The following is a 17,656-nucleotide window of genomic DNA, read 5'->3' as shown; positions in this document are numbered from 1 at the left end:
ATTGTTAAACGCTGCACGTAAGAGCCTATCCCATTAGGCTATTTTATTTGTGAGTTTTGACCTGGGCTGTGCTCAAAATCCTCACGTACTACGTGTACGCTCCGGTTTTTCCGCGCAGTCCGAGTCAAAACTCACTGCATCAATCACGCCTACTGGGATAGGCTCTAAGTCTAAGAATAAATGGAGAAAGCATGGACATCATTTTTCATCACCCGACATTTGATACTCAATTTTGGCTCGACGGTATGCAACAGCAACTTCCAGGTGCCACTGTTCGCCAGTGGCATCCCGGTGATAACCAACCCGCTGATTACGCGCTGGTTTGGCATCCACCCGTGGAGATGCTCAGTGGACGTCGTGAGCTCAAAGGCGTGTTCGCGTTAGGTGCGGGTGTAGATTCTATTTTGAGTAAGCTGCAAGCGCATCCTGATATGTTGCCTGATGGTGTGCCGTTATTTCGCCTCGAAGACACTGGAATGGCGCTGCAAATGCAGGAATACGCTGTCAGCCAGGTGCTGCATTGGTTCCGCCGATTTGATGACTATCAGGCCTTAAAGCAGCAGGCTAAATGGCAACCGCTGGAAGATTATCGCCGTGAAGACTTTACCATTGGGTTGCTCGGTGCCGGTGTTTTAGGCGGGAAAGTGGCTGAAAGCCTTGCTGCCTGGGGTTTCCCGGTGCGTTGCTGGAGCCGCAGTAAGAAAAACTATCCAGGTGTCACAAGTTATGCCGGCACAGAAGAGTTGAGTGCCTTCCTTAATGGCACGCGCGTGTTAATCAACCTGTTACCGAATACGCCACAAACCGTGGGCATCATCAACAGCCAACTGCTTGAGCAACTGGCCGATGAGGCGTTTATCATGAACCTCGCTCGTGGCGTGCATTTGGTCGAAAACGATCTGCTGGCGGCACTTGAGAGCGGCAAAGTGAAAGGCGCGATGCTCGACGTGTTCGCGAAAGAACCTCTCCCTGCAAATAGCCCTTTGTGGAAACATCCTCGCATTGCCATCACACCGCATCTTGCTGCGGTGACTCGGCCGCAGGAAGCAATGGAATACATTGCGAAAACCATTCTTGAAATTGAAAAGGGTGAGTCCCCAAGCGGACAGGTCTCTTTGCATAACGGTTATTAATGCTATGCCCGGCTGGCGCCGGGCTAAAAAACAACGGTGATAACTGCTATCCTTGCGGGAAAGAGATAAAAGGAGAGAGCCATGTATCCCGTTGACCTGCACATGCACACCGTCGCCAGTACCCATGCTTACAGCACCCTTCATGACTACATTGCAATAGCGAAAAGCAAAGGTATCAAACTGTTTGCTATCACCGACCATGGGCCGGACATGGCTGATGCGCCGCATTACTGGCATTTTGTGAACATGCGTATTTGGCCGCGAATGGTTGATGGCGTCGGTATTCTGCGTGGCATTGAAGCGAATATTAAAAATATCGCCGGGGAAATTGACTGTACTGGCCCAATGTTGGATTCACTGGATCTGATTATTGCCGGTTTTCATGAGCCTGTTTTTCCTCCAACAGATAGCGCTACCCACACTGAGGCAATGATCGCAGCAATGGCGAGCGGCAACGTTCACATCATTAGCCATCCGGGTAACCCGAAATACCCGGTCGACATTCCTGCCATTGCCCAAGCGGCAGCAAAATATAATGTCGCGCTGGATTTGAATAACTCTTCATTTACTCATTCACGTAAGGGGAGTGCCCCGAACTGCCGTGCTATTGCCGCCGCTGTGCGTGATGCCGGTGGCTGGTTATCGCTAGGGTCTGATTCTCATACTGCATTTACTCTTGGGGATTTCGATGAATGCCGCAAAATTCTGGCTGAAGTTGAGTTCCCGGAAGACCGCATTCTCAATGTTTCAGTGCGTCGTATGCTGGGTTTCCTTGAATCCCGCGGCATGACGCCCATTGAAGAATTCGCCTTACTGTAGTTTTTACTTAACAAATCTCTACTAAATGGACCGTTAGCATGAATGAGTTTTCAATTATTTGCCGCATTTTAGGATCACTGTTTTACCGTCAACCTCAGGACCCGCTTTTGGTTCCATTGTTGACGATGATCCGCGAAGGCAAACTGGCAGAACATTGGCCGCTTGAGCAGGAAGAATTACTGACTCGCCTGCAACAAAGTTGCGATCCTCAGCAGCTCGCAGCTGATTACAATGCGATGTTTGTGGGCGAAGAGTGCAGCGTACCGCCGTATCGTTCAGCGTGGGAAGCGGGCAGCCATGAAGGCGAAGTTCGTGAATTTCTGAAACAACGTGGAATGCCGCTTGCAGACACGCCAGCTGATCATTTTGGCACCTTGTTACTTGCTGCTTCGTGGCTGGAAGATCAATCACAAGAAGATGAGTTTGAAGCCCAGATTCGTTTATTTGATGATTACCTGATGCCATGGTGTGGCACTTTCCTCGGGAAAGTCGAAGCGCACTCCACCACTGCGTTTTACCGCACGTTGGCGTTAATTAGCCGTGAAGCCATTCAGGCAATGCGCGACGAGCTCGAAGAAGAGAGTGATGAATAAACGGATGTGACTTAAATCACATTTGAAATGTAACACTGCTTTCTTATTTACAAAAAATGTGCGGTAGATCGTGGTCGGGCCATAAGGCTCTGCTATGATATGCCGCTATGAACATACTTATTTCTCTGGCATTGACCACCGGTATTCTCTCAGGCCTCTGGGGTTGGGTTGCGGTGAGTCTCGGCCTTCTCAGTTGGGCAGGGTTCCTCGGTTGTACTGCGTACTTTGCGTGTCCGCAGGGCGGAATCAAGGGGCTTCTCATTTCTGCATGCACGCTGTGTAGCGGCGTACTGTGGGCGCAGGTGATCATCCACGGCAGTGCAATGGCACCGCATCTGGAGATCCTGGGCTATATGGTGACGGGCGTCGTGGCATTTCTGATGTGCGTTCAGGCTAAACACATGCTGTTGTCATTCGTGCCAGGGACCTTTATTGGTGCGTGCGCGACTTTTGCAAACCAGGGCGAATGGCGCATTGTCGTTCCGTCTTTGCTGCTGGGTTTAGTGTTTGGCTTTGCGATGAAAAACAGCGGATTATGGCTGGCGGCTCGAAAAACGAAATCTGAGCCCCGGGTAATAGCCGAGTAAATAAAAAACCAGCCACAAAGGCTGGTTTTTTTATGTCTGAATAGTTATCAGGATTCAGGAGGGACTGACATCTCTCTGTATTTCGCCAATATCGGGTTGTTAATATCTTTCGGATTCTGTAGATCCCACAAGCCGCGGTTAATACCATCATTAACCAGATAAATAACCCCTGTTTCTATTGCAGACATCAGACACATCATGACAGGTTCATTGGTGGTGTAGCCAATTTCACCTTCCAGCAGACGTTGGTAATCAACGAAACGGAATACCCCAGCCTGGACTTCATAAGACAAGATGGTTTTACTGGTGTTGACCGAAGACAACACTTCACCGGTGCTCACATTGACCACACGCAAGTTCACTGCAATCTGATCAAGCTGGTATTGGGTTTCACCACCGATACCAAAATACCGTGCACCCACACCACCCGATTTCACATTACTTTCATAACCAATAATGGACCCTTCAACCATTACGTTTGCTGCTATCAGCGAATCTAATGGCCTACGGTTGTTTTCTGCAACGGTACCATTCTCCTGAGCTGCACGAATGATCTTGCGTTCGTTCAACAGGTTTTGCAAACCCTGGCGTTCCAATGGAACAAACCAGCGTGAGTCTTTTAATGCTGTAACCAACATAGAGGTCGCACTCTGTGGCACAGCCGTTGAGAAGTTACTTGCTGGATAAGGTTTAAATTGCCCCGTTTCATCTTGAATATTATAAACCGAGACGAAAAGCTTACCTTTAGATTCCGGCAAATGAGTTAAATCACGATAACTTTGCGCGCGAGGCAAAAGTGTAGGTTTCGCAGCTTCTTTAGGTGGTGCTGTTAAACAACCACTTAATAAACACACTGCTACGATGAGAAGTAAACGCTGCATGATGTTTATCCTTAAATACTTTTTGATTATTTAATTTCCACTAGAAGTCAGTGGAATTATTTTGTAAGCCTGCAACCTGAATAGTCGATACTTTTCCTGTTTTGCGGTCGGTTACATTTAACTGCAACTGCCCGTCAGTGTTAGCAATATCGACGATGAAATCATTCGTGACCATGCGACCGGGTTTGCCGGTATTAATGTTGCTAAGCAACCCGCCAAGAAGCTGAGACTGAATAGCCTGAGTAAAGTTATCCAGGGCGGAAGGGGTTTCAATGCCAAAGTTGTCATCAAAACTGGGGTCTTTATACGAGTTTTGTGCCTGTGCCGAGTTAAGTAAAAAAGCGCCGTTATTAGGGTTTCCACCGAAATTTGGGTTGGTAAACTGGAACGTCATATTTCCGCCCCACGATAGGGGCGAAATTAGCAGTAAAGACAAAACTGCATGAGTGACACGCATGACAGCCTCCTAAAATTCATCGCTAGTTAAATCGCCAGTACTTAACAATGTTTTGTCAATTTGCCGGCGATTAATCGCTTCTTCGGTTTGAACCAGTGCGACATTGACGTTGCGGTCAAAATCACGTTTTGAGGGGAATAAAAAGGCCTGATAAATCACATCTTGATCGACGGTAATGGTTATCCAGCTCCCCCACCGTGCACTGGGCCGCTCATTTATCGTTAAATTTCCTGTAAAACTGCTTTCCCACTTATCACTAAACTCACGATAGAAGTCGTGTCCCACGGACGAAACGGTGTGATCCGTTAATAATCCGGGGACTTCTACTTCGACGGCGCGAGCGCCCCCGGAGGCGCAAATGAGTACTGACGCCAGCAGTAAAGCAGTTTTTAATTTCATCGCTTTATCGCCTGAGGTTATCGTTTGCCCATGAAACCGCCTGAGTGCGGTTCTTTACGGATATTTTTTTGAACAAATTATAGAGATGTGTTTTGACCGTGTTCTCACTTATAAATAGCGACTGAGCAATTTCGATATTCGACGCCCCAATGCGCAATTTATTAAGTATTTCCTTTTCACGGTGAGTCAAAAGAGAAGACTCGACGTTATTGAAACGATAATTTCCAGAGTGATTAATCAGATAGCTGGCTAATTTTTGCGAGAAGTAGCATTCGCCAGCCATAACGCCGCGAATTCCTTCTACCACACGTGGCTCTTCCTCAGACATGTAAAACACGCCATTAATATGTGGCCAGTTTTCGATATCACGGAATTGATACTCTTCAGGAGTGTTTAATAACAACAACTTAATACTGTTATGTTTACGACTCAAGTTATCTTGCCAATAGTTAATCAGCTTTTTATCGGCTTCAACCATATCAAAAAGCACGACAACATTACCCACGACATCTTCCAGAGAGCGTTGAATATTATGCAGTTTCCCATTGATAGAGAGTGAAGACTTTAGATGCTGTAATAACGCAGTTGCTTGTAGCGAGGGTTTAGTGATCAACAATAAAGTTTGAGCATTTAACGCCTGGCTATTCATAGTATGGACTTCATTAAACATGATGAAACCCCATCCGAGTTTGCGCATCAATCAGCTGAATTAACAGAAAGTTAATTCACCAGAGGTACTGATAGATGCTGCACTGCTGTGTTTGAATTAATGTCACACAGTCAAGTGACGCTAAATTACGCCCTGACTTATTGTGTTAAACAAAATGTTACTGCTGATTTCAATCTAGCGGTTACTAATCTTAAAGCAAGTGTTAAAGATGATACAAAATGTAACATTAGATATTAAAGTGTTTCGTTAAGGCATTTTTTCTATTTAGTTTTAATACTAAAGTTGTACAGGGTAAATAATTTGCATAATTTTAAAACTCATACAAATGATTTTATCATATTGTTTTTAATGGATTAATTGTTGATTGTTTTTGGCGATTTGAAACTTAACATATGTAAAATGATGCCGTTACATTCTCAATCGTGGCATCTCTTAAGAAAACTCACCTTCGTGACAGTAGTGTACTAAAAATTGCCAAATACGTATCGATGATACCCAGCCAAACGGCAAAATCAGGGGTGATTTTCGATTGGCTTTTAAAAGGTTGCAGGCTAATTAATATTATCCATTCTAAACCCTTTGTTGTATTTGGTTTTTTTTATACCTCTCATACTTTGTAATGAGTGGAAATATAAAAATACAACGTGCGGGTGAGATATTTTAAATGTTTCGCCAGACATACTCAGTTCCGTAACGCAGAAATAACTTTTCACCGTTAGCGTTAACAAATGTTAGGTGTGTGAATTTTCAGATCTAATTAGCAGAGGTGTTCCGACCCAGGGTGACAACATGAAGAACAGATCGTTATTTGTGATGTTAGCATTGTTGGGTGCGCCTGGTTATGTTATTGCGAGTAATCCTGATCTTGCACGCTCAGAATATAACTTTGCGATGAATGAATTAAGTAGAACATCGCTAAATCAGGCAGCAATTGTTGGTCAACAAGGTATTAATAATAATACCACGGTTGATCAAAATGGAACCAGGCAGTTAGCGGTTGTAAATCAGGCAGGTTCTGGTAACCGTGCTAACGTCGAACAATCAGGGAGTTACAATTTTGCTTATGTTTCGCAATCAGGCTACGGCAATGATGCAGATATAAAGCAAGACTCGTTTGGTAATGCAGCGCTTATTATCCAGCAAGGTTCTGCTAATAGGGCAAGCATTATTCAACAAGGCACGCAAAAATCAGCAGTTGTAGTACAGAAACAGTCTCAAATGGCCGTACGTGTTATCCAAAGATAATACATGACCACTTGAACTAATATTCTCAATACAATGGGGGTTTCACCATGAACTTTTTCAAAATCGCAGCAATCGCAGCAGTGGTGGTTTCAAGTAGTGCAATGGCATCCGATCTCCAATTTGGCTGGCCTGGTAATGGTGGCGGACACGGTGGTAATAGTGATCCACAATCAACTTTGAAAGTGTTCCAACACGGTGCAAATAACTCCGCAACGGCTCTACAAGCAGATGCCAGAAAATCAACTACTGATATTAAACAATATGGTAGTGGTAACTTTGCTGATGTAGGCCAGGGTGCTGATGATGCAACCATCACATTGGTACAAAAAGGCCACGCTAACAGCGCGACTCTTGACCAATGGGAAGCTAAAGGTTCAACCATTGATGTTAGCCAATACGGCTACAAAAACAATGCTACTGTTAACCAAACAGCCGCTGCGTCCTCTGTTGATTTAACTCAAATTGGTTATAACAACCAAGCGAATCTTCAGCAGCATTAATCAAGATTCTGCACTATATAAGAAACAGGGCTTTTGCCCTGTTTTTCTTTTTTAATCGGGAGGACAAATATGCATACCTTACTTTTGCTCGCAGCTCTCGGTAACCAACTCACCATTGATACCCAGCAGCAAGGAAATATCTACACCATCGTGCCGGTGGCAACATTAACTCAGGATTGCCAATGCAGAGTCAAACTCACCGCATTGAGTTCTGGGGCTTCGGGGCAAACTAACAGCAGCCAGAGCAATAACGTTTTTATTAAGGGCAATGAACCCACCAAGTTATCGCATATGAGCCTGACGCTCACGCCGGGTGACCACGTGACGATAAGCGTTAGCGTGACTGACGGGAAAGATATTCATTTGGAAAAACAGTGGAGCTCGCCTGGCAGTGTGTAATGTTATATCTTGCTGATTTTACAGTATTTTAAATTTCATTACACTCTAGCGCGTTTTTTGCCGATAACCTTAATACCCATTCTGTTGTTGAGGAATATTTATCGTGAAAACATTAAGCTTAAAACGTCCAATCATTTCGCTCATGTTAGTTCTCTTTTTCCCTCTGGTTAATGCACAAGCCAGCGAGGGTGTTATCCATTTTCGTGGCGCAATCGTTGAGTCTCCCTGTAACTTTGCTCCACAACAACAATCAACAGAATTGACCTGTTCAGAAAACGGAAAGAGGGTAGTGAGAACTGTTGCTCTCAATAAATTGAATAACTACACGCCACAAAGTGACGTTCCGCTTTCCACCAAAATTCATTACCTTAATGCGCAACGCAATTTGGCCGTGCTGGAAGTTACTTATCGCTAGAACTTTTTGCCTGAAGATATTAGGCCAATACAATGATTCCGTTGGTGGACGAACTTGAGCTAACGGAATCGTTGTATGAATATTTCTTTCACGTCCTTTTTTGTTACTATTCCCCGCCGTCAGTGGACCTGTACGCGTAAAAAATAGGCGGGTTAACAAAAACCCCGTTAAATTAAGACTTTTTTTATAGTCGGGATGAATCCGAAAAGATATATCTGACGCGGCGTCGTGAATCAATAATGGTACTGAACATGAAGTTAGCGTTTAACATTGTCGACTGGCAAGCAAATGCCCCCGGTTTATCTGAAACCGAGGACTGGCTGGCATGGGGTAAAACCGCCGCCGCTATTGATGTTTCAGCCCCGCCAGGTAAAAGCCGCCATTTGCCGATGATGACCGCGCGTCGTCTGGCTTCAGGTAGCCGCCTCGCCGTTGACTGTGCGCTGGCGATATTGTCCAGGCAGTCAGTGGATGCGCTGGTTTTCGCCAGTCGCCACGGCGAACTGGAGCGAAATTTCCGAATTTTGACGGCGCTTGCTGAACAAGAAAGTCTGTCGCCCACCGATTTTGCCATGTCGGTACATAACTCGGCGGTAGGCAATACCACTATCGCGGCGAAACAAGCGCTGGTGTCATCTTCTGTTTCAGCCGGATATGACTCCTTTGCGCAGGCTTTAATAGAAGTTGCTTCGCTGCACCATGCGGGATATCAACGCGTGCTGCTGGTGGATTTCGATGGTCTGATACCTGAGTTTTATCACCCGCATCTCGTTGATAAAACGCTGAATATGCCCTTTGCCGTCGCGCTATTACTGGAAAGTGGCCAGCAAATGCAGTGTGAAACCATGCCTTGCGAGGTCACTGAAGATCGCGGTTTACCGCAGGGGCTGGCTTTTTTGCACGGATGGTTGAGTGATGTACCCACTTTCGCCCTTGCAGGTGAGCGCCTTCAATGGCGCTGGAGCCGCCATTAATGTGGGCGCGTTTGAAATGGGGCTGGCGAGTACTCATGACCGGCGGGTTATTTGTCTTATTTGGCAGCGGCGGCCTGATGCTTTCGCTGGTTTGGTTTAATTTACTGTTATTATTTGTGCGCGATAATGGCAAACGCCGTGAAATTGCTCGCCGTAGCATTGCCGCCAGTTTCCGATTATTTTTACGCATCGGACGCGGCCTTGGTGTGTTCGATTACCGCTTTGAAAATTGCGAACAACTGCGCAATGACCGGGGTTGTTTGATTGTTGCCAATCACCCGACGTTACTCGACTATGTGTTTATTGCTTCTCAGGCGCCGCATATTGGTTGCCTGGTGAAAGCCAGCCTGGTGAAAAATCCCTGTTTTCGCGGTGTGATACGCGCAGCGGATTACCTGATCAACAGTCAGGGGGAAACGCTACTTCCTGAAAGCCAGAAACGTATGCTGGCAGGGGAGGCGATTCTGATTTTCCCGGAAGGCACGCGCACACGTCCGGGCGAGCCGTTGGTTATCCAGCGCGGTGCGGCCAATATTGCGGTACGCAGCGGGTGCGAGTTGCGTCTGGTGCATATTCACTGCGACCAGCGGTATCTGGATAAACACAGCCGTTGGTATCAGATACCCAAGCGCAAGCCGATGATTACCGTCAGTGTCAAACAGCGGATCGACAGCCGGTGCTTTATGGAAAATCTTGACGATGCCCCTGCGTTAGCGGCGCGTCGTCTTAGCCACTATTTATCTCAAGAATTGTTATGTCAGGAACGGGTTCCTGGCTCTCGTTAAGACTCGGATGATTATATGGAATCCTTAGAAACCGATATTAAACAACTCATTATCGACACGTTGAATCTGGAAGAGATAAGCGTTGATGAGATTGAAAGTGAGGCCGCGTTATTTGGTCATGATGGCCTAGGCCTTGATTCCATTGATGCACTGGAATTAGGTCTGGCGGTAAAAAAACGATATGGTGTGGTGTTATCCGCCGAAAACGAAGCGATGCGCGAACATTTTTATTCCGTCGCGAGTCTTGCCACATTTATTAAAAGTCAAAACCCTGCGCACAGCGCCTGATTGAAACCACGAGTACGCTATGAATAAAGAAGATATTTATCAGGAAGTCACCGGGTTACTGGTTAAGTTATTTGAACTCTCTCCTGAAAACATTACCCCGCAATCTCGTCTCTACGAAGATTTGGATCTGGATAGTATTGATGCGGTAGATATGGTTGTGCATCTACAAAAGCGCAGCGGTAAAAAAATTAAACCGGAAGATTTTAAATCAGTACGCACAGTACAGGATGTTGTGGACGCGGTTGAGCGTTTGCATAGCGAGTCTTAACGCGTGTGGGCAAAACGAGCACTGAGTATCGCTGGAGGGCTAGCCGTAATAGGTTGGCCCTTTGCCGTCTGGTTAGCTATCTCATATCCAAAATTACGCATTTTATTGCCGTGTCTGGCGCTGTGCTTTGTACTGCGCTTATGCGCGTTGCGCGGAAAAACCGGAGCCCTAAGCCGAGCGTTTAAAGGGTTGGCGCTGGCGGGCACGGTGCTAACTATTGCCAGCATCTGGATGCGAGAAGCCCAACTGCTGCTGTGGTATCCGGTGGTCGTCAATGCGGTAATGCTGGCATTGTTTGGTTCATCCCTGTTTACACGGATGTCACTTATTGAACGCCTGGCTCGTTGGCGCGAAGGGGATCTTCCTCCTGAAGGGATCCGTTACACTCGCAGGGTCACACAAGTCTGGTGCATTTTCTTTATTTTTAACGGCAGCGTTTCATTGTGGACGTGCCTTGCGGGAAACATTCATTGGTGGACTCTGTGGAATGGAATGGCAAGTTACCTGCTGATGGGGCTGTTATTTGCGGGCGAATGGCTGATACGACTGCGGGTGAAACGTCGCTATGAATAGTCCGTTGGCGCTGGCGAAGTGGTTGAGTGCCGACCGTCATCCACAGCATGTGGTGGCGTTTGCCGGGCAGAAATGCTTCACACAAACCGATTTAATGAAAGACGTACAGCGTATTTACCGCTGGCTGCATTGCCAGCCGGGCAAGCGCTGGGCGCTCTGTTTTGACAACAGTTATGACTTTATTGCCGCACTTTTAGCGACGCTGCATGCAGGTAAAACACCGGTTTTACCAGGTCACAGTCGCGAAGCCCAACTGCGTGAACAGCGGCGTCATTTTTGTGGCGTGATTAGCGATGTACCGCTAAACCTCGACTGCCCGGTGCTCAACCCACAAACGTTGGATGTCCCCGCATTGACATCGTTTGAACCGGTTCCCGAAGATGCGGGCGTGGTGTTCTTTACCTCGGGTTCAACGGGCGAACCGACACAAATCTTCAAAACGCTGCGTGCGCTGGATGAAGAGATCGTCTGGCTGGCGGCATTGTGGGGCGAGGATCTGCACGATTGTCGCCTGGTGGGGTCGGTTTCGCATCAGCATCTTTATGGTTTTACCTTCCGCGTGATGTTGCCGATGGCGCTCGGCCTGGCCTGCGATGCTTTGATGATTCATTTTCCAGAGCAATTAGCGGCACGTGCGGCTCATCCATTGCTGTTTATCAGTAGCCCGGCATTTTTAAAACGGCTTGATATTAATCTCGCCGCCCCGGTCTTCAAACGAGTGATATCCGCCGCCGGAAAACTCGATGACGACACGGCTCAGCAGGCGCTCCCCTGGCTTAAAACGCCCGTATCAGAAATTTACGGCACCACCGAAACTGGCGTGCTGGCGTGGCGTGAACATGCGCAGCCCGATCCGGAATGGCAAGCCTTCCCGGCGGTGCAATTTACCCAGCAGGGCGATGGCTGGCGCGTTGCATCACCGTTGATTCATCAAGGCCACGTCCAGCTTGATGATATTCTCGAATTTACCGCGCAAAGGCGTTTTCGTTTAATCGGGCGACGCGATCGCATTGTTAAAATCGAAGAAAAACGGATCTCACTGAGTGAAATTGAACGTCGATTGATGGCATTACCGGGTATTGAAGATGCGGCCGTGGTCCCCGTTACGCGGGGCAAGCGTATCGCACTCGGTGCCGTGGTGGTCGCCCCCAAAGCGGATGCCACCAGCAAGCAACAATGGCGAGAAGCGCTCAGTGCCTGGCTTGAGCCGCTCGCCATCCCACGTTTTTGGCGCGTCGTCGAGCGTATTCCGCTCAATAGCCAGAGCAAGCGTGCGTGGGCGCAATTACAGGAGTTATTTGATGAAACCCGTTGAGTTAGAGCGTTCGCAACCTGAAGTGAGCAAATTGTGTTTGCGACTCGCGGTTCCGGCAACATTAGGCTGGTTCGCGGGGCATTTCCCCACGCAACCGATATTACCGGGCGTCGCACAACTTGATTGGGCGATGGCCTACGGTGCAGAGCTCGCGCCTGAAATGCGCTTTAGTTCGATTGATAATGTGAAATTCCAGCGTCCGATTGTTCCGCAAACTGAACTGGAACTGAATCTGCAATGGGATGCTGCACGCAGCGTGCTCAGTTTTTCCTACACCTTGTTGACTGAACAAGGTGGCGTTCCGGCCAGCAGCGGGAAGATCAAACTATGTCTGTAACGGAGGTGCCCGTAACGGCCACGGCTTTTCGACCTTGTGTTGTGATCCCATGCTATAACCATGGCGCGACGATGGCTGCGGTATTGGCACGCCTGCAACCGTTTGGTCTGCCGTGCATTATTGTTGATGACGGTAGCGAGTCGGCCACCAAACAGCAACTGGCACAATTAACTGGCGTCACGCTTATCCAACTGGAACAGAACCAGGGAAAAGGGGAGGCGGTGGTTACCGGGCTAAAAGCGGCGGCACAGGCAGGTTTTAGCCACGCATTACAGCTTGATGCTGACGGGCAGCACTGCATCGAAGATGTGCCGCGTTTTTTAGCTGAAGCACAGGCACATCCCGAAAGCCTGATTTCCGGTACGCCGGAGTACGACGAATCCGTCCCCAAAGCGCGGCTATATGGGCGTTACGTCACGCACGTTTGGGTATGGATTGAAACGCTTTCGCTGTCATTGAAAGACAGCATGTGCGGATTCCGCGTCTATCCGCTGGCGGCAACGCTTGCGGCTATTGCTAAACACCCTCCCGGCAAACGGATGGATTTCGATACGGAAATCATGGTGCGGCTGTATTGGGCGGGAACCGACAGTCGATTTTTGCCTACCCGTGTGATTTATCCGCAAGATGGCGTGTCGCATTTTGATGCGCTGCATGACAACCTGCGTATCTCCTGGATGCACACTCGACTGTTTTTTGGCATGTTGCCCCGCATTCCTGCACTCCTCGCACGTCGTCGCCAACGCACGCATTGGGCGCAAATCCCTGAACGTAAAGGGCTGGCGGGTATGCGTCTGATGCTCAACATTTACCAGCGTTTAGGGCGTCGCGCATTTAACGTCTTGCTCTATCCGGTGGTGGCGTGGATGTGGGTGACAGGAGGCACGCAGCGCAAAGCTTCTCAGCAGTGGCTGGAGCGTGTCAGGTTACAGGCGGAACGTCAGCACCTGACGTTGCCAAAAGGGCTAAACAGCTATCGCCACTTTTTACGCTTTGGCGATGCGATGCTCAATAAAATCGCTGCCTGGCGGGGCGATATTGTCTGGGGGCGTGACATTGAATTTGCGCCCGGCAGCCGTGAAGTTTTGCAGCGGCAAGCAGGGCAGGGGAAGCTAATTCTTGCCGCTCACCTCGGTGATATCGAAGCCAGCCGCGCGCTGGCGCAAGTTGAAGCCGGGCTTATTATTAATGCGCTGGTATTTACTGACCACGCACAACGTTTTCGCCAGATTATCGAAGAAATTGCTCCGCAGGCGGCGGTGAATCTGATGCCCGTCAGCCATATCGGGCCGCAGACGGCCATGCTGTTACAAGACAAGCTGGATGCCGGTGAATGGGTGGCCATTGTCGGCGACCGGATTGCGGTTAATTCTCAGCGCGGCGGGGAGAGGCGTGTTTGCTGGAGTACGTTTATGGGCAGCCCCGCGCCGTTTCCACAAGGCCCGTTTATCCTGGCTGCTGCATTACGATGCCCAGTCATTCTAATGATGGTATTGCGCGAGCAGGGCAAACTGCGTATTCACGCCGAAAACTTTGCCGACCCGTTGCTGCTACCGCGAGCTACGCGATCACAGGCACTACAAGCGATCATTGATCAATACGCGCAGCGTCTGGAAGTGTACGCACTGCGTTCGCCACTCGATTGGTTTAATTTTTATGATTTCTGGCAGTTACCGCCAGAAAAGGAGTCCGGATGTTAAATGACCCACGTTTTTCCGTTGAGGTCAGCATCAAAGTTCCCTTCCATGATGTCGATGCGATGGGCGTGGTGTGGCACGGTAACTATTTCCGTTACTTTGAAGTGGCGCGCGAGGCATTGCTCGGCCAATTTGATTATGGATATCGGGCGATGCAAGAGTCCGGTTACGTTTGGCCGGTGGTCGACACCCGCGTGAAATACCGTGATGTGGTGAAGTTTGAACAACAGATTCTGGTACGCGCCACGATACTGGAGTACGAAAACCGCCTGAAGATCGGCTATGAAATTATCGATGCGCAAAATGGTAAACGCACTACCACCGGTTACACCATTCAGGTTGCTGTTTCGGCAACCAGCGGAGAACTGTGTTTTGTTTCCCCTCCAATCCTTTTTGAACGCATGGGCTTGAGTAATGAATAAGATTTTTTTAATGGCCTTGCTGTTTATCAGCTATACGGCGAGCGCAATAACACTTGATGACGTGCAACGCAGTTTTGCGTCGCAGCCCATCGTGCGGGCTAAATTCCAACAAGAACGGCAAATTAGCGGAATGGCGCAACCGCTGCATTCCAGTGGCGAAGTGCTTATCGCGAAAAGCAAAGGCTTGTGGTGGCAGCAACAGCATCCCTTCCCAATGACGCTGGTACTCGATGACAGCCATATGGTTCAAGTGATGGGCAGCCAGGCTGCGCAAATCATCACCGCGGACAGCAACCCACAAATGTTCCAGTTCAACCATTTGTTACGGGCGTTATTCCAGGCTGACCGGAAAGTACTCGATGAAAACTTCTCTCATGTCTTTACCGACCAGGGCAAGGGCAAATGGCAACTGGTATTAACGCCGACCACCACGCCGCTCGATAAACTGTTTAGCACCATCACGTTGCAGGGCGATAAAGTCCTTAATCGCATCGAACTGAACGATTTGCAGGGCGATTTCACTGAGATCTCCTTTAGTAACCACCGACTAGACCCACGAAAACTGACTCATGAAGAGCAGCAGCGCTTCGCTTTCTGACGTGCATCGTCGCCTGGCATGGGGCTGGCTTGCGATAGTCACTCTGCTTGTGGTGTTGCTCGCAACGTTGCTCCCCAGGGCGCGGCTCGATAGCAGCGTATTGTCGTTGCTTCCTGCCAGCAGCCTGGGGAACGTCCCTCCGCAAATAGAGAACGGTTTTCTGCAACGTCTCGACAGGCAGATGATGTGGATGGTCAGCCCGGGTAATACGCCGGATACCGCTGCAGCGCAGTGGTGGCAATCACAACTGCAACAGCAGCCGTTCCTGCAAGATGTCCAGGGGCCGATGGATGCCAGGAGCCAGCAGGAGTGGGGGAAGTTTTACTTCGAAAACCGTAATGGTCTGGTGGATAACCAGACCCGCAGCCGTTTGCAAAACGGCGGTGAAGCCCAGGCGCAATGGGTGTTATCGCAACTCTACTCGGCATTTTCTGGTGTCAGTGGGAAAGAGTTAGCCAACGATCCCTTGATGCTGGTACGTGGATCGCAACTGGCACTGCAACAAACCGCCAGTCAAATGCGATTGCAAAACGGCTGGCTGGTGGCGCGGGATAAACAGGGGCGCTACTGGTATTTGCTGCACGGGGAACTAAAAGGCTCCTCATTTGATATGCAGCAGGGGCGCGCGGCAGTTGAGCAACTGCGGGCTTTAGAACAAAACCTGAAACAGCAGTTCCCGCAGGCGCAGGTGATGTCGCGCGGCACCTTGTTCTACAGCGATTATGCCAGCCAGCAGGCAAAGCACGATGTCTCGACGCTAGGACTTGCAACGGTCATTGGCGTGTTACTGCTGGTACTACTGGTGTTTCGTTCGGTGCGGCCATTACTGTTATGTGCCACGTCAGTCGCCATCGGCGCGCTGGCAGGAACGGCAATAACGTTGTTGTGTTTTGGCGAACTGCATCTGATGACGCTGGTGATGAGTATGAGCATCGTGGGTGTTTCGGCGGATTACACGCTCTATTACCTCACCGAGCGCATGGTGCATGGCGCGCAAAACTCGCCCATCGCCAGTTTACGTAAAGTGCTGCCTGCCTTGTTGCTGGCATTAGCCACCACAGCCATCGCCTATCTGATCATGATCCTCGCGCCATTCCCTGGCATTCGCCAGCTTGCGGTGTTTGCCGCCAGTGGGTTGATCGCGTCCTGTCTCACGGTGGTGTGCTGGTATCCGTTCGCGGTGCGTGGTTTGCCCGTCAGACCGGTTCCTTGTAGCGCGTTGCTGAACGGTTGGTTGAATGCGTGGCAAAACAACAAAGCGGTGCGCTTTGGTATACCGCTGGCATTGTTGGTTATCAGCCTTGTGGGGATTGCATCATTAAAAGTGAATGATGACATCGCCAGTTTTCAGGCATTACCCCAGGATCTGGTTCGTGAAGAGCAGGCGATTACCGCGTTAACCGGGCAGGGGATGGATCAAAAATGGTTTGTGGTTTACGGCGACACGGCTGAACAAACGCTACAACGCCTCGAAAAACTAGCACCGGTTCTGGCAAGCGCGCAAAAGAGTCAGCTTATCGACAGTTATCGACTGATCCCGCTCGCCTCGCTTGAACAGCAGCAGGCAGATTTGCAATTGCTGCGTGAGGCCGCGCCGATTTTACAAAAACGGCTGGCTGAAAGCGGAGTGACCATCACTGCGCCGAATCTTCAGCAAATGCCGGTGACACCCGATTTGTGGCAAAAGAGCGTCATTAGCAGCGGCTGGCGTTTGTTGTGGCTGTCTTTACCGGACGGTAAAAGTGGCGCACTGGTGCCGGTCAGCGGTGTTCGCGACAGCGCAGCACTTGCGACACTTGCGGCAAAACTGCCCGGTGTCAGTTGGGTTGACAGGAAAGTCATGTTCAATGAGCTGTTCAGCCATTTTCGTAGTTTACTGGCGGTGTTACTGGTGATTGCCGTGGCCGCGATTGCGCTGAGTTATGTGCTGCGATTAGGGCTAAAACGCGGTTTGCTGAATGTGGTGCCGTCGTTGTTATCACTCGGCGGTGGCCTTGCCGCACTGGCGTTTAGTGGGCATGCGCTGAATCTGTTTTCATTACTGGCGTTGGTGCTGGTGTTGGGCATTGGCATTAATTACACCCTGTTCTTTAGTAATCCGCGCGGTACACCGCTGACGTCGTTGCTCGCCATCAGCGTGGCCTTGCTGACCACACTTTTCACCTTAGGCATGCTGGTCTTTAGCCAGACACAAGCCATCGCAAGTTTTGGCATTGTGTTGAGCTGCGGGATCTTCTGCGCATTTTTAACTGCGCCATTAGCCTTACCTCCATCGACCCAAGGAGAGGGAACGAGATAACC

General features: G+C 49.3%; 23 protein-coding genes. 19 read left to right on the top strand and 4 right to left on the bottom strand.

Annotation, left to right across the window (positions count from 1 at the left end; translation table 11 throughout):
• Positions 1-191: 191 nt before the first annotated feature.
• The 4 genes from ghrA to OH773_RS13920 all read left to right on the top strand — a co-directional run bounded on the left by ghrA (position 192) and on the right by OH773_RS13920 (position 3,132).
• Positions 192-1,133 (top strand): glyoxylate/hydroxypyruvate reductase GhrA, encoded by a 942-nt coding sequence (gene ghrA, locus OH773_RS13935; RefSeq protein WP_270139402.1) that lies wholly within the window; start codon positions 192-194, stop codon positions 1,131-1,133.
• A gap of 81 nt (positions 1,134-1,214) precedes the next feature.
• A complete protein-coding gene (locus tag OH773_RS13930; protein ID WP_270139401.1) occupies positions 1,215-1,952 on the top strand; it encodes a phosphatase in 738 nt (245 codons plus the stop codon).
• A gap of 38 nt (positions 1,953-1,990) precedes the next feature.
• A complete protein-coding gene (locus tag OH773_RS13925) occupies positions 1,991-2,545 on the top strand; it encodes a TorD/DmsD family molecular chaperone (RefSeq protein ID WP_270139400.1) in 555 nt (184 codons plus the stop codon).
• A 107-nt stretch (positions 2,546-2,652) separates the two neighbouring features.
• Positions 2,653-3,132 (top strand): DUF1097 domain-containing protein, encoded by a 480-nt coding sequence (locus OH773_RS13920; RefSeq protein WP_270139398.1) that lies wholly within the window; start codon positions 2,653-2,655, stop codon positions 3,130-3,132.
• A 47-nt stretch (positions 3,133-3,179) separates the two neighbouring features.
• Here the strand turns inward: OH773_RS13920 and csgG are convergent, their stop codons facing one another.
• The 4 genes from csgG to csgD are packed head-to-tail and all read right to left on the bottom strand — an operon-like array spanning position 3,180 to position 5,539.
• Entirely contained in the window at positions 3,180-4,013 is an 834-nt protein-coding gene (gene csgG / locus OH773_RS13915) for a curli production assembly/transport protein CsgG (RefSeq protein ID WP_183271965.1), read from the bottom strand.
• A gap of 40 nt (positions 4,014-4,053) precedes the next feature.
• Positions 4,054-4,470, bottom strand: a complete 417-nt coding sequence (csgF, locus tag OH773_RS13910) for a curli production assembly/transport protein CsgF (protein ID WP_270139397.1) — start codon at positions 4,468-4,470, stop codon at positions 4,054-4,056.
• Positions 4,471-4,479: 9 nt separating this feature from the next.
• Positions 4,480-4,869, bottom strand: coding sequence for a curli production assembly/transport protein CsgE (gene csgE, locus OH773_RS13905; RefSeq protein ID WP_270139396.1), 390 nt, complete (start codon positions 4,867-4,869; stop codon positions 4,480-4,482).
• A gap of 4 nt (positions 4,870-4,873) precedes the next feature.
• Positions 4,874-5,539, bottom strand: coding sequence for a biofilm master transcriptional regulator CsgD (gene csgD, locus OH773_RS13900; protein WP_183271962.1), 666 nt, complete (start codon positions 5,537-5,539; stop codon positions 4,874-4,876).
• A gap of 789 nt (positions 5,540-6,328) precedes the next feature.
• Here csgD and csgB point away from each other — a divergent pair.
• From csgB to OH773_RS13825, 15 genes are all read left to right on the top strand, one after another.
• Entirely contained in the window at positions 6,329-6,784 is a 456-nt protein-coding gene (gene csgB / locus OH773_RS13895) for a curli minor subunit CsgB (protein ID WP_270139395.1), read from the top strand.
• 47 nt (positions 6,785-6,831) lie between these two features.
• A complete protein-coding gene (gene csgA / locus OH773_RS13890) occupies positions 6,832-7,284 on the top strand; it encodes a curli major subunit CsgA (protein WP_183271960.1) in 453 nt (150 codons plus the stop codon).
• A 69-nt stretch (positions 7,285-7,353) separates the two neighbouring features.
• Positions 7,354-7,683 carry a curli assembly chaperone CsgC gene (csgC, locus tag OH773_RS13885; protein WP_270139394.1) on the top strand — a complete coding sequence of 110 codons (330 nt, stop codon included), beginning with the start codon at positions 7,354-7,356 and terminating at the stop codon, positions 7,681-7,683.
• A 103-nt stretch (positions 7,684-7,786) separates the two neighbouring features.
• Positions 7,787-8,098: a hypothetical protein gene (locus OH773_RS13880; protein ID WP_270139393.1), complete on the top strand. Its 312-nt coding sequence runs from the start codon at positions 7,787-7,789 to the stop codon at positions 8,096-8,098.
• 251 nt (positions 8,099-8,349) lie between these two features.
• Complete coding sequence (locus tag OH773_RS13875) at positions 8,350-9,072, top strand: beta-ketoacyl synthase chain length factor (protein WP_270139392.1); 723 nt, start codon at positions 8,350-8,352, stop codon at positions 9,070-9,072.
• Complete coding sequence (locus OH773_RS13870; RefSeq protein ID WP_270139391.1) at positions 9,051-9,857, top strand: lysophospholipid acyltransferase family protein; 807 nt, start codon at positions 9,051-9,053, stop codon at positions 9,855-9,857. The genes OH773_RS13875 and OH773_RS13870 overlap by 22 nt, the downstream gene beginning before the upstream one ends.
• A 15-nt stretch (positions 9,858-9,872) precedes the next feature.
• Complete coding sequence (locus OH773_RS13865) at positions 9,873-10,145, top strand: phosphopantetheine-binding protein (protein ID WP_270139390.1); 273 nt, start codon at positions 9,873-9,875, stop codon at positions 10,143-10,145.
• 19 nt (positions 10,146-10,164) lie between these two features.
• Positions 10,165-10,413 carry an acyl carrier protein gene (locus OH773_RS13860; RefSeq protein ID WP_183271954.1) on the top strand — a complete coding sequence of 83 codons (249 nt, stop codon included), beginning with the start codon at positions 10,165-10,167 and terminating at the stop codon, positions 10,411-10,413.
• A gap of 3 nt (positions 10,414-10,416) precedes the next feature.
• The gene (locus OH773_RS13855) at positions 10,417-10,986 is read left to right on the top strand and encodes a hypothetical protein (protein ID WP_270139389.1); all 570 of its coding nucleotides are present in this window, start codon (positions 10,417-10,419) and stop codon (positions 10,984-10,986) included.
• The gene (locus OH773_RS13850) at positions 10,979-12,301 is read left to right on the top strand and encodes an AMP-binding protein (protein WP_270139388.1); all 1,323 of its coding nucleotides are present in this window, start codon (positions 10,979-10,981) and stop codon (positions 12,299-12,301) included. Before OH773_RS13855 ends, OH773_RS13850 begins: the two co-directional genes overlap by 8 nt.
• Positions 12,288-12,638 carry a 3-hydroxyacyl-ACP dehydratase FabZ family protein gene (locus tag OH773_RS13845; protein WP_270139387.1) on the top strand — a complete coding sequence of 117 codons (351 nt, stop codon included), beginning with the start codon at positions 12,288-12,290 and terminating at the stop codon, positions 12,636-12,638. Before OH773_RS13850 ends, OH773_RS13845 begins: the two co-directional genes overlap by 14 nt.
• Positions 12,629-14,338: a glycosyltransferase family 2 protein gene (locus OH773_RS13840; protein WP_270139386.1), complete on the top strand. Its 1,710-nt coding sequence runs from the start codon at positions 12,629-12,631 to the stop codon at positions 14,336-14,338. Before OH773_RS13845 ends, OH773_RS13840 begins: the two co-directional genes overlap by 10 nt.
• Positions 14,332-14,757, top strand: a complete 426-nt coding sequence (locus OH773_RS13835; RefSeq protein WP_183271950.1) for an acyl-CoA thioesterase — start codon at positions 14,332-14,334, stop codon at positions 14,755-14,757. The genes OH773_RS13840 and OH773_RS13835 overlap by 7 nt, the downstream gene beginning before the upstream one ends.
• Positions 14,750-15,355, top strand: a complete 606-nt coding sequence (locus OH773_RS13830) for an outer membrane lipoprotein carrier protein LolA (RefSeq protein ID WP_270139385.1) — start codon at positions 14,750-14,752, stop codon at positions 15,353-15,355. Before OH773_RS13835 ends, OH773_RS13830 begins: the two co-directional genes overlap by 8 nt.
• Complete coding sequence (locus OH773_RS13825) at positions 15,327-17,654, top strand: MMPL family transporter (protein WP_270139384.1); 2,328 nt, start codon at positions 15,327-15,329, stop codon at positions 17,652-17,654. The genes OH773_RS13830 and OH773_RS13825 overlap by 29 nt, the downstream gene beginning before the upstream one ends.
• Positions 17,655-17,656 lie beyond the last annotated feature (2 nt).

The sequence above is a fragment of the Buttiauxella sp. WJP83 genome (genome assembly GCF_027594725.1).
Lineage (GTDB): Bacteria > Pseudomonadota > Gammaproteobacteria > Enterobacterales > Enterobacteriaceae > Buttiauxella > Buttiauxella selenatireducens.
The sequence above is the reverse complement of the archived record's forward strand: the minus strand, read 5'-3'. Positions and strand labels throughout refer to the sequence as shown.

Excerpts from the sequence above, each read along its gene's own strand:
- ghrA (WP_270139402.1), top strand. The coding sequence starts at position 192 with ATGGACATCATTTTTCATCACCCGACATTTGATACTCAATTTTGGCTC.
- OH773_RS13930 (WP_270139401.1), top strand. The coding sequence starts at position 1,215 with ATGTATCCCGTTGACCTGCACATGCACACCGTCGCCAGTACCCATGCT.
- OH773_RS13925 (WP_270139400.1), top strand. The coding sequence starts at position 1,991 with ATGAATGAGTTTTCAATTATTTGCCGCATTTTAGGATCACTGTTTTAC.
- OH773_RS13920 (WP_270139398.1), top strand. The coding sequence starts at position 2,653 with ATGAACATACTTATTTCTCTGGCATTGACCACCGGTATTCTCTCAGGC.
- csgG (WP_183271965.1), bottom strand. The coding sequence starts at position 4,013 with ATGCAGCGTTTACTTCTCATCGTAGCAGTGTGTTTATTAAGTGGTTGT.
- csgF (WP_270139397.1), bottom strand. The coding sequence starts at position 4,470 with ATGCGTGTCACTCATGCAGTTTTGTCTTTACTGCTAATTTCGCCCCTA.
- csgE (WP_270139396.1), bottom strand. The coding sequence starts at position 4,869 with ATGAAATTAAAAACTGCTTTACTGCTGGCGTCAGTACTCATTTGCGCC.
- csgD (WP_183271962.1), bottom strand. The coding sequence starts at position 5,539 with ATGTTTAATGAAGTCCATACTATGAATAGCCAGGCGTTAAATGCTCAA.
- csgB (WP_270139395.1), top strand. The coding sequence starts at position 6,329 with ATGAAGAACAGATCGTTATTTGTGATGTTAGCATTGTTGGGTGCGCCT.
- csgA (WP_183271960.1), top strand. The coding sequence starts at position 6,832 with ATGAACTTTTTCAAAATCGCAGCAATCGCAGCAGTGGTGGTTTCAAGT.
- csgC (WP_270139394.1), top strand. The coding sequence starts at position 7,354 with ATGCATACCTTACTTTTGCTCGCAGCTCTCGGTAACCAACTCACCATT.
- OH773_RS13875 (WP_270139392.1), top strand. The coding sequence starts at position 8,350 with ATGAAGTTAGCGTTTAACATTGTCGACTGGCAAGCAAATGCCCCCGGT.
- OH773_RS13870 (WP_270139391.1), top strand. The coding sequence starts at position 9,051 with ATGGCGCTGGAGCCGCCATTAATGTGGGCGCGTTTGAAATGGGGCTGG.
- OH773_RS13865 (WP_270139390.1), top strand. The coding sequence starts at position 9,873 with ATGGAATCCTTAGAAACCGATATTAAACAACTCATTATCGACACGTTG.
- OH773_RS13860 (WP_183271954.1), top strand. The coding sequence starts at position 10,165 with ATGAATAAAGAAGATATTTATCAGGAAGTCACCGGGTTACTGGTTAAG.
- OH773_RS13850 (WP_270139388.1), top strand. The coding sequence starts at position 10,979 with ATGAATAGTCCGTTGGCGCTGGCGAAGTGGTTGAGTGCCGACCGTCAT.
- OH773_RS13845 (WP_270139387.1), top strand. The coding sequence starts at position 12,288 with ATGAAACCCGTTGAGTTAGAGCGTTCGCAACCTGAAGTGAGCAAATTG.
- OH773_RS13840 (WP_270139386.1), top strand. The coding sequence starts at position 12,629 with ATGTCTGTAACGGAGGTGCCCGTAACGGCCACGGCTTTTCGACCTTGT.
- OH773_RS13835 (WP_183271950.1), top strand. The coding sequence starts at position 14,332 with ATGTTAAATGACCCACGTTTTTCCGTTGAGGTCAGCATCAAAGTTCCC.
- OH773_RS13830 (WP_270139385.1), top strand. The coding sequence starts at position 14,750 with ATGAATAAGATTTTTTTAATGGCCTTGCTGTTTATCAGCTATACGGCG.
- OH773_RS13825 (WP_270139384.1), top strand. The coding sequence starts at position 15,327 with ATGAAGAGCAGCAGCGCTTCGCTTTCTGACGTGCATCGTCGCCTGGCA.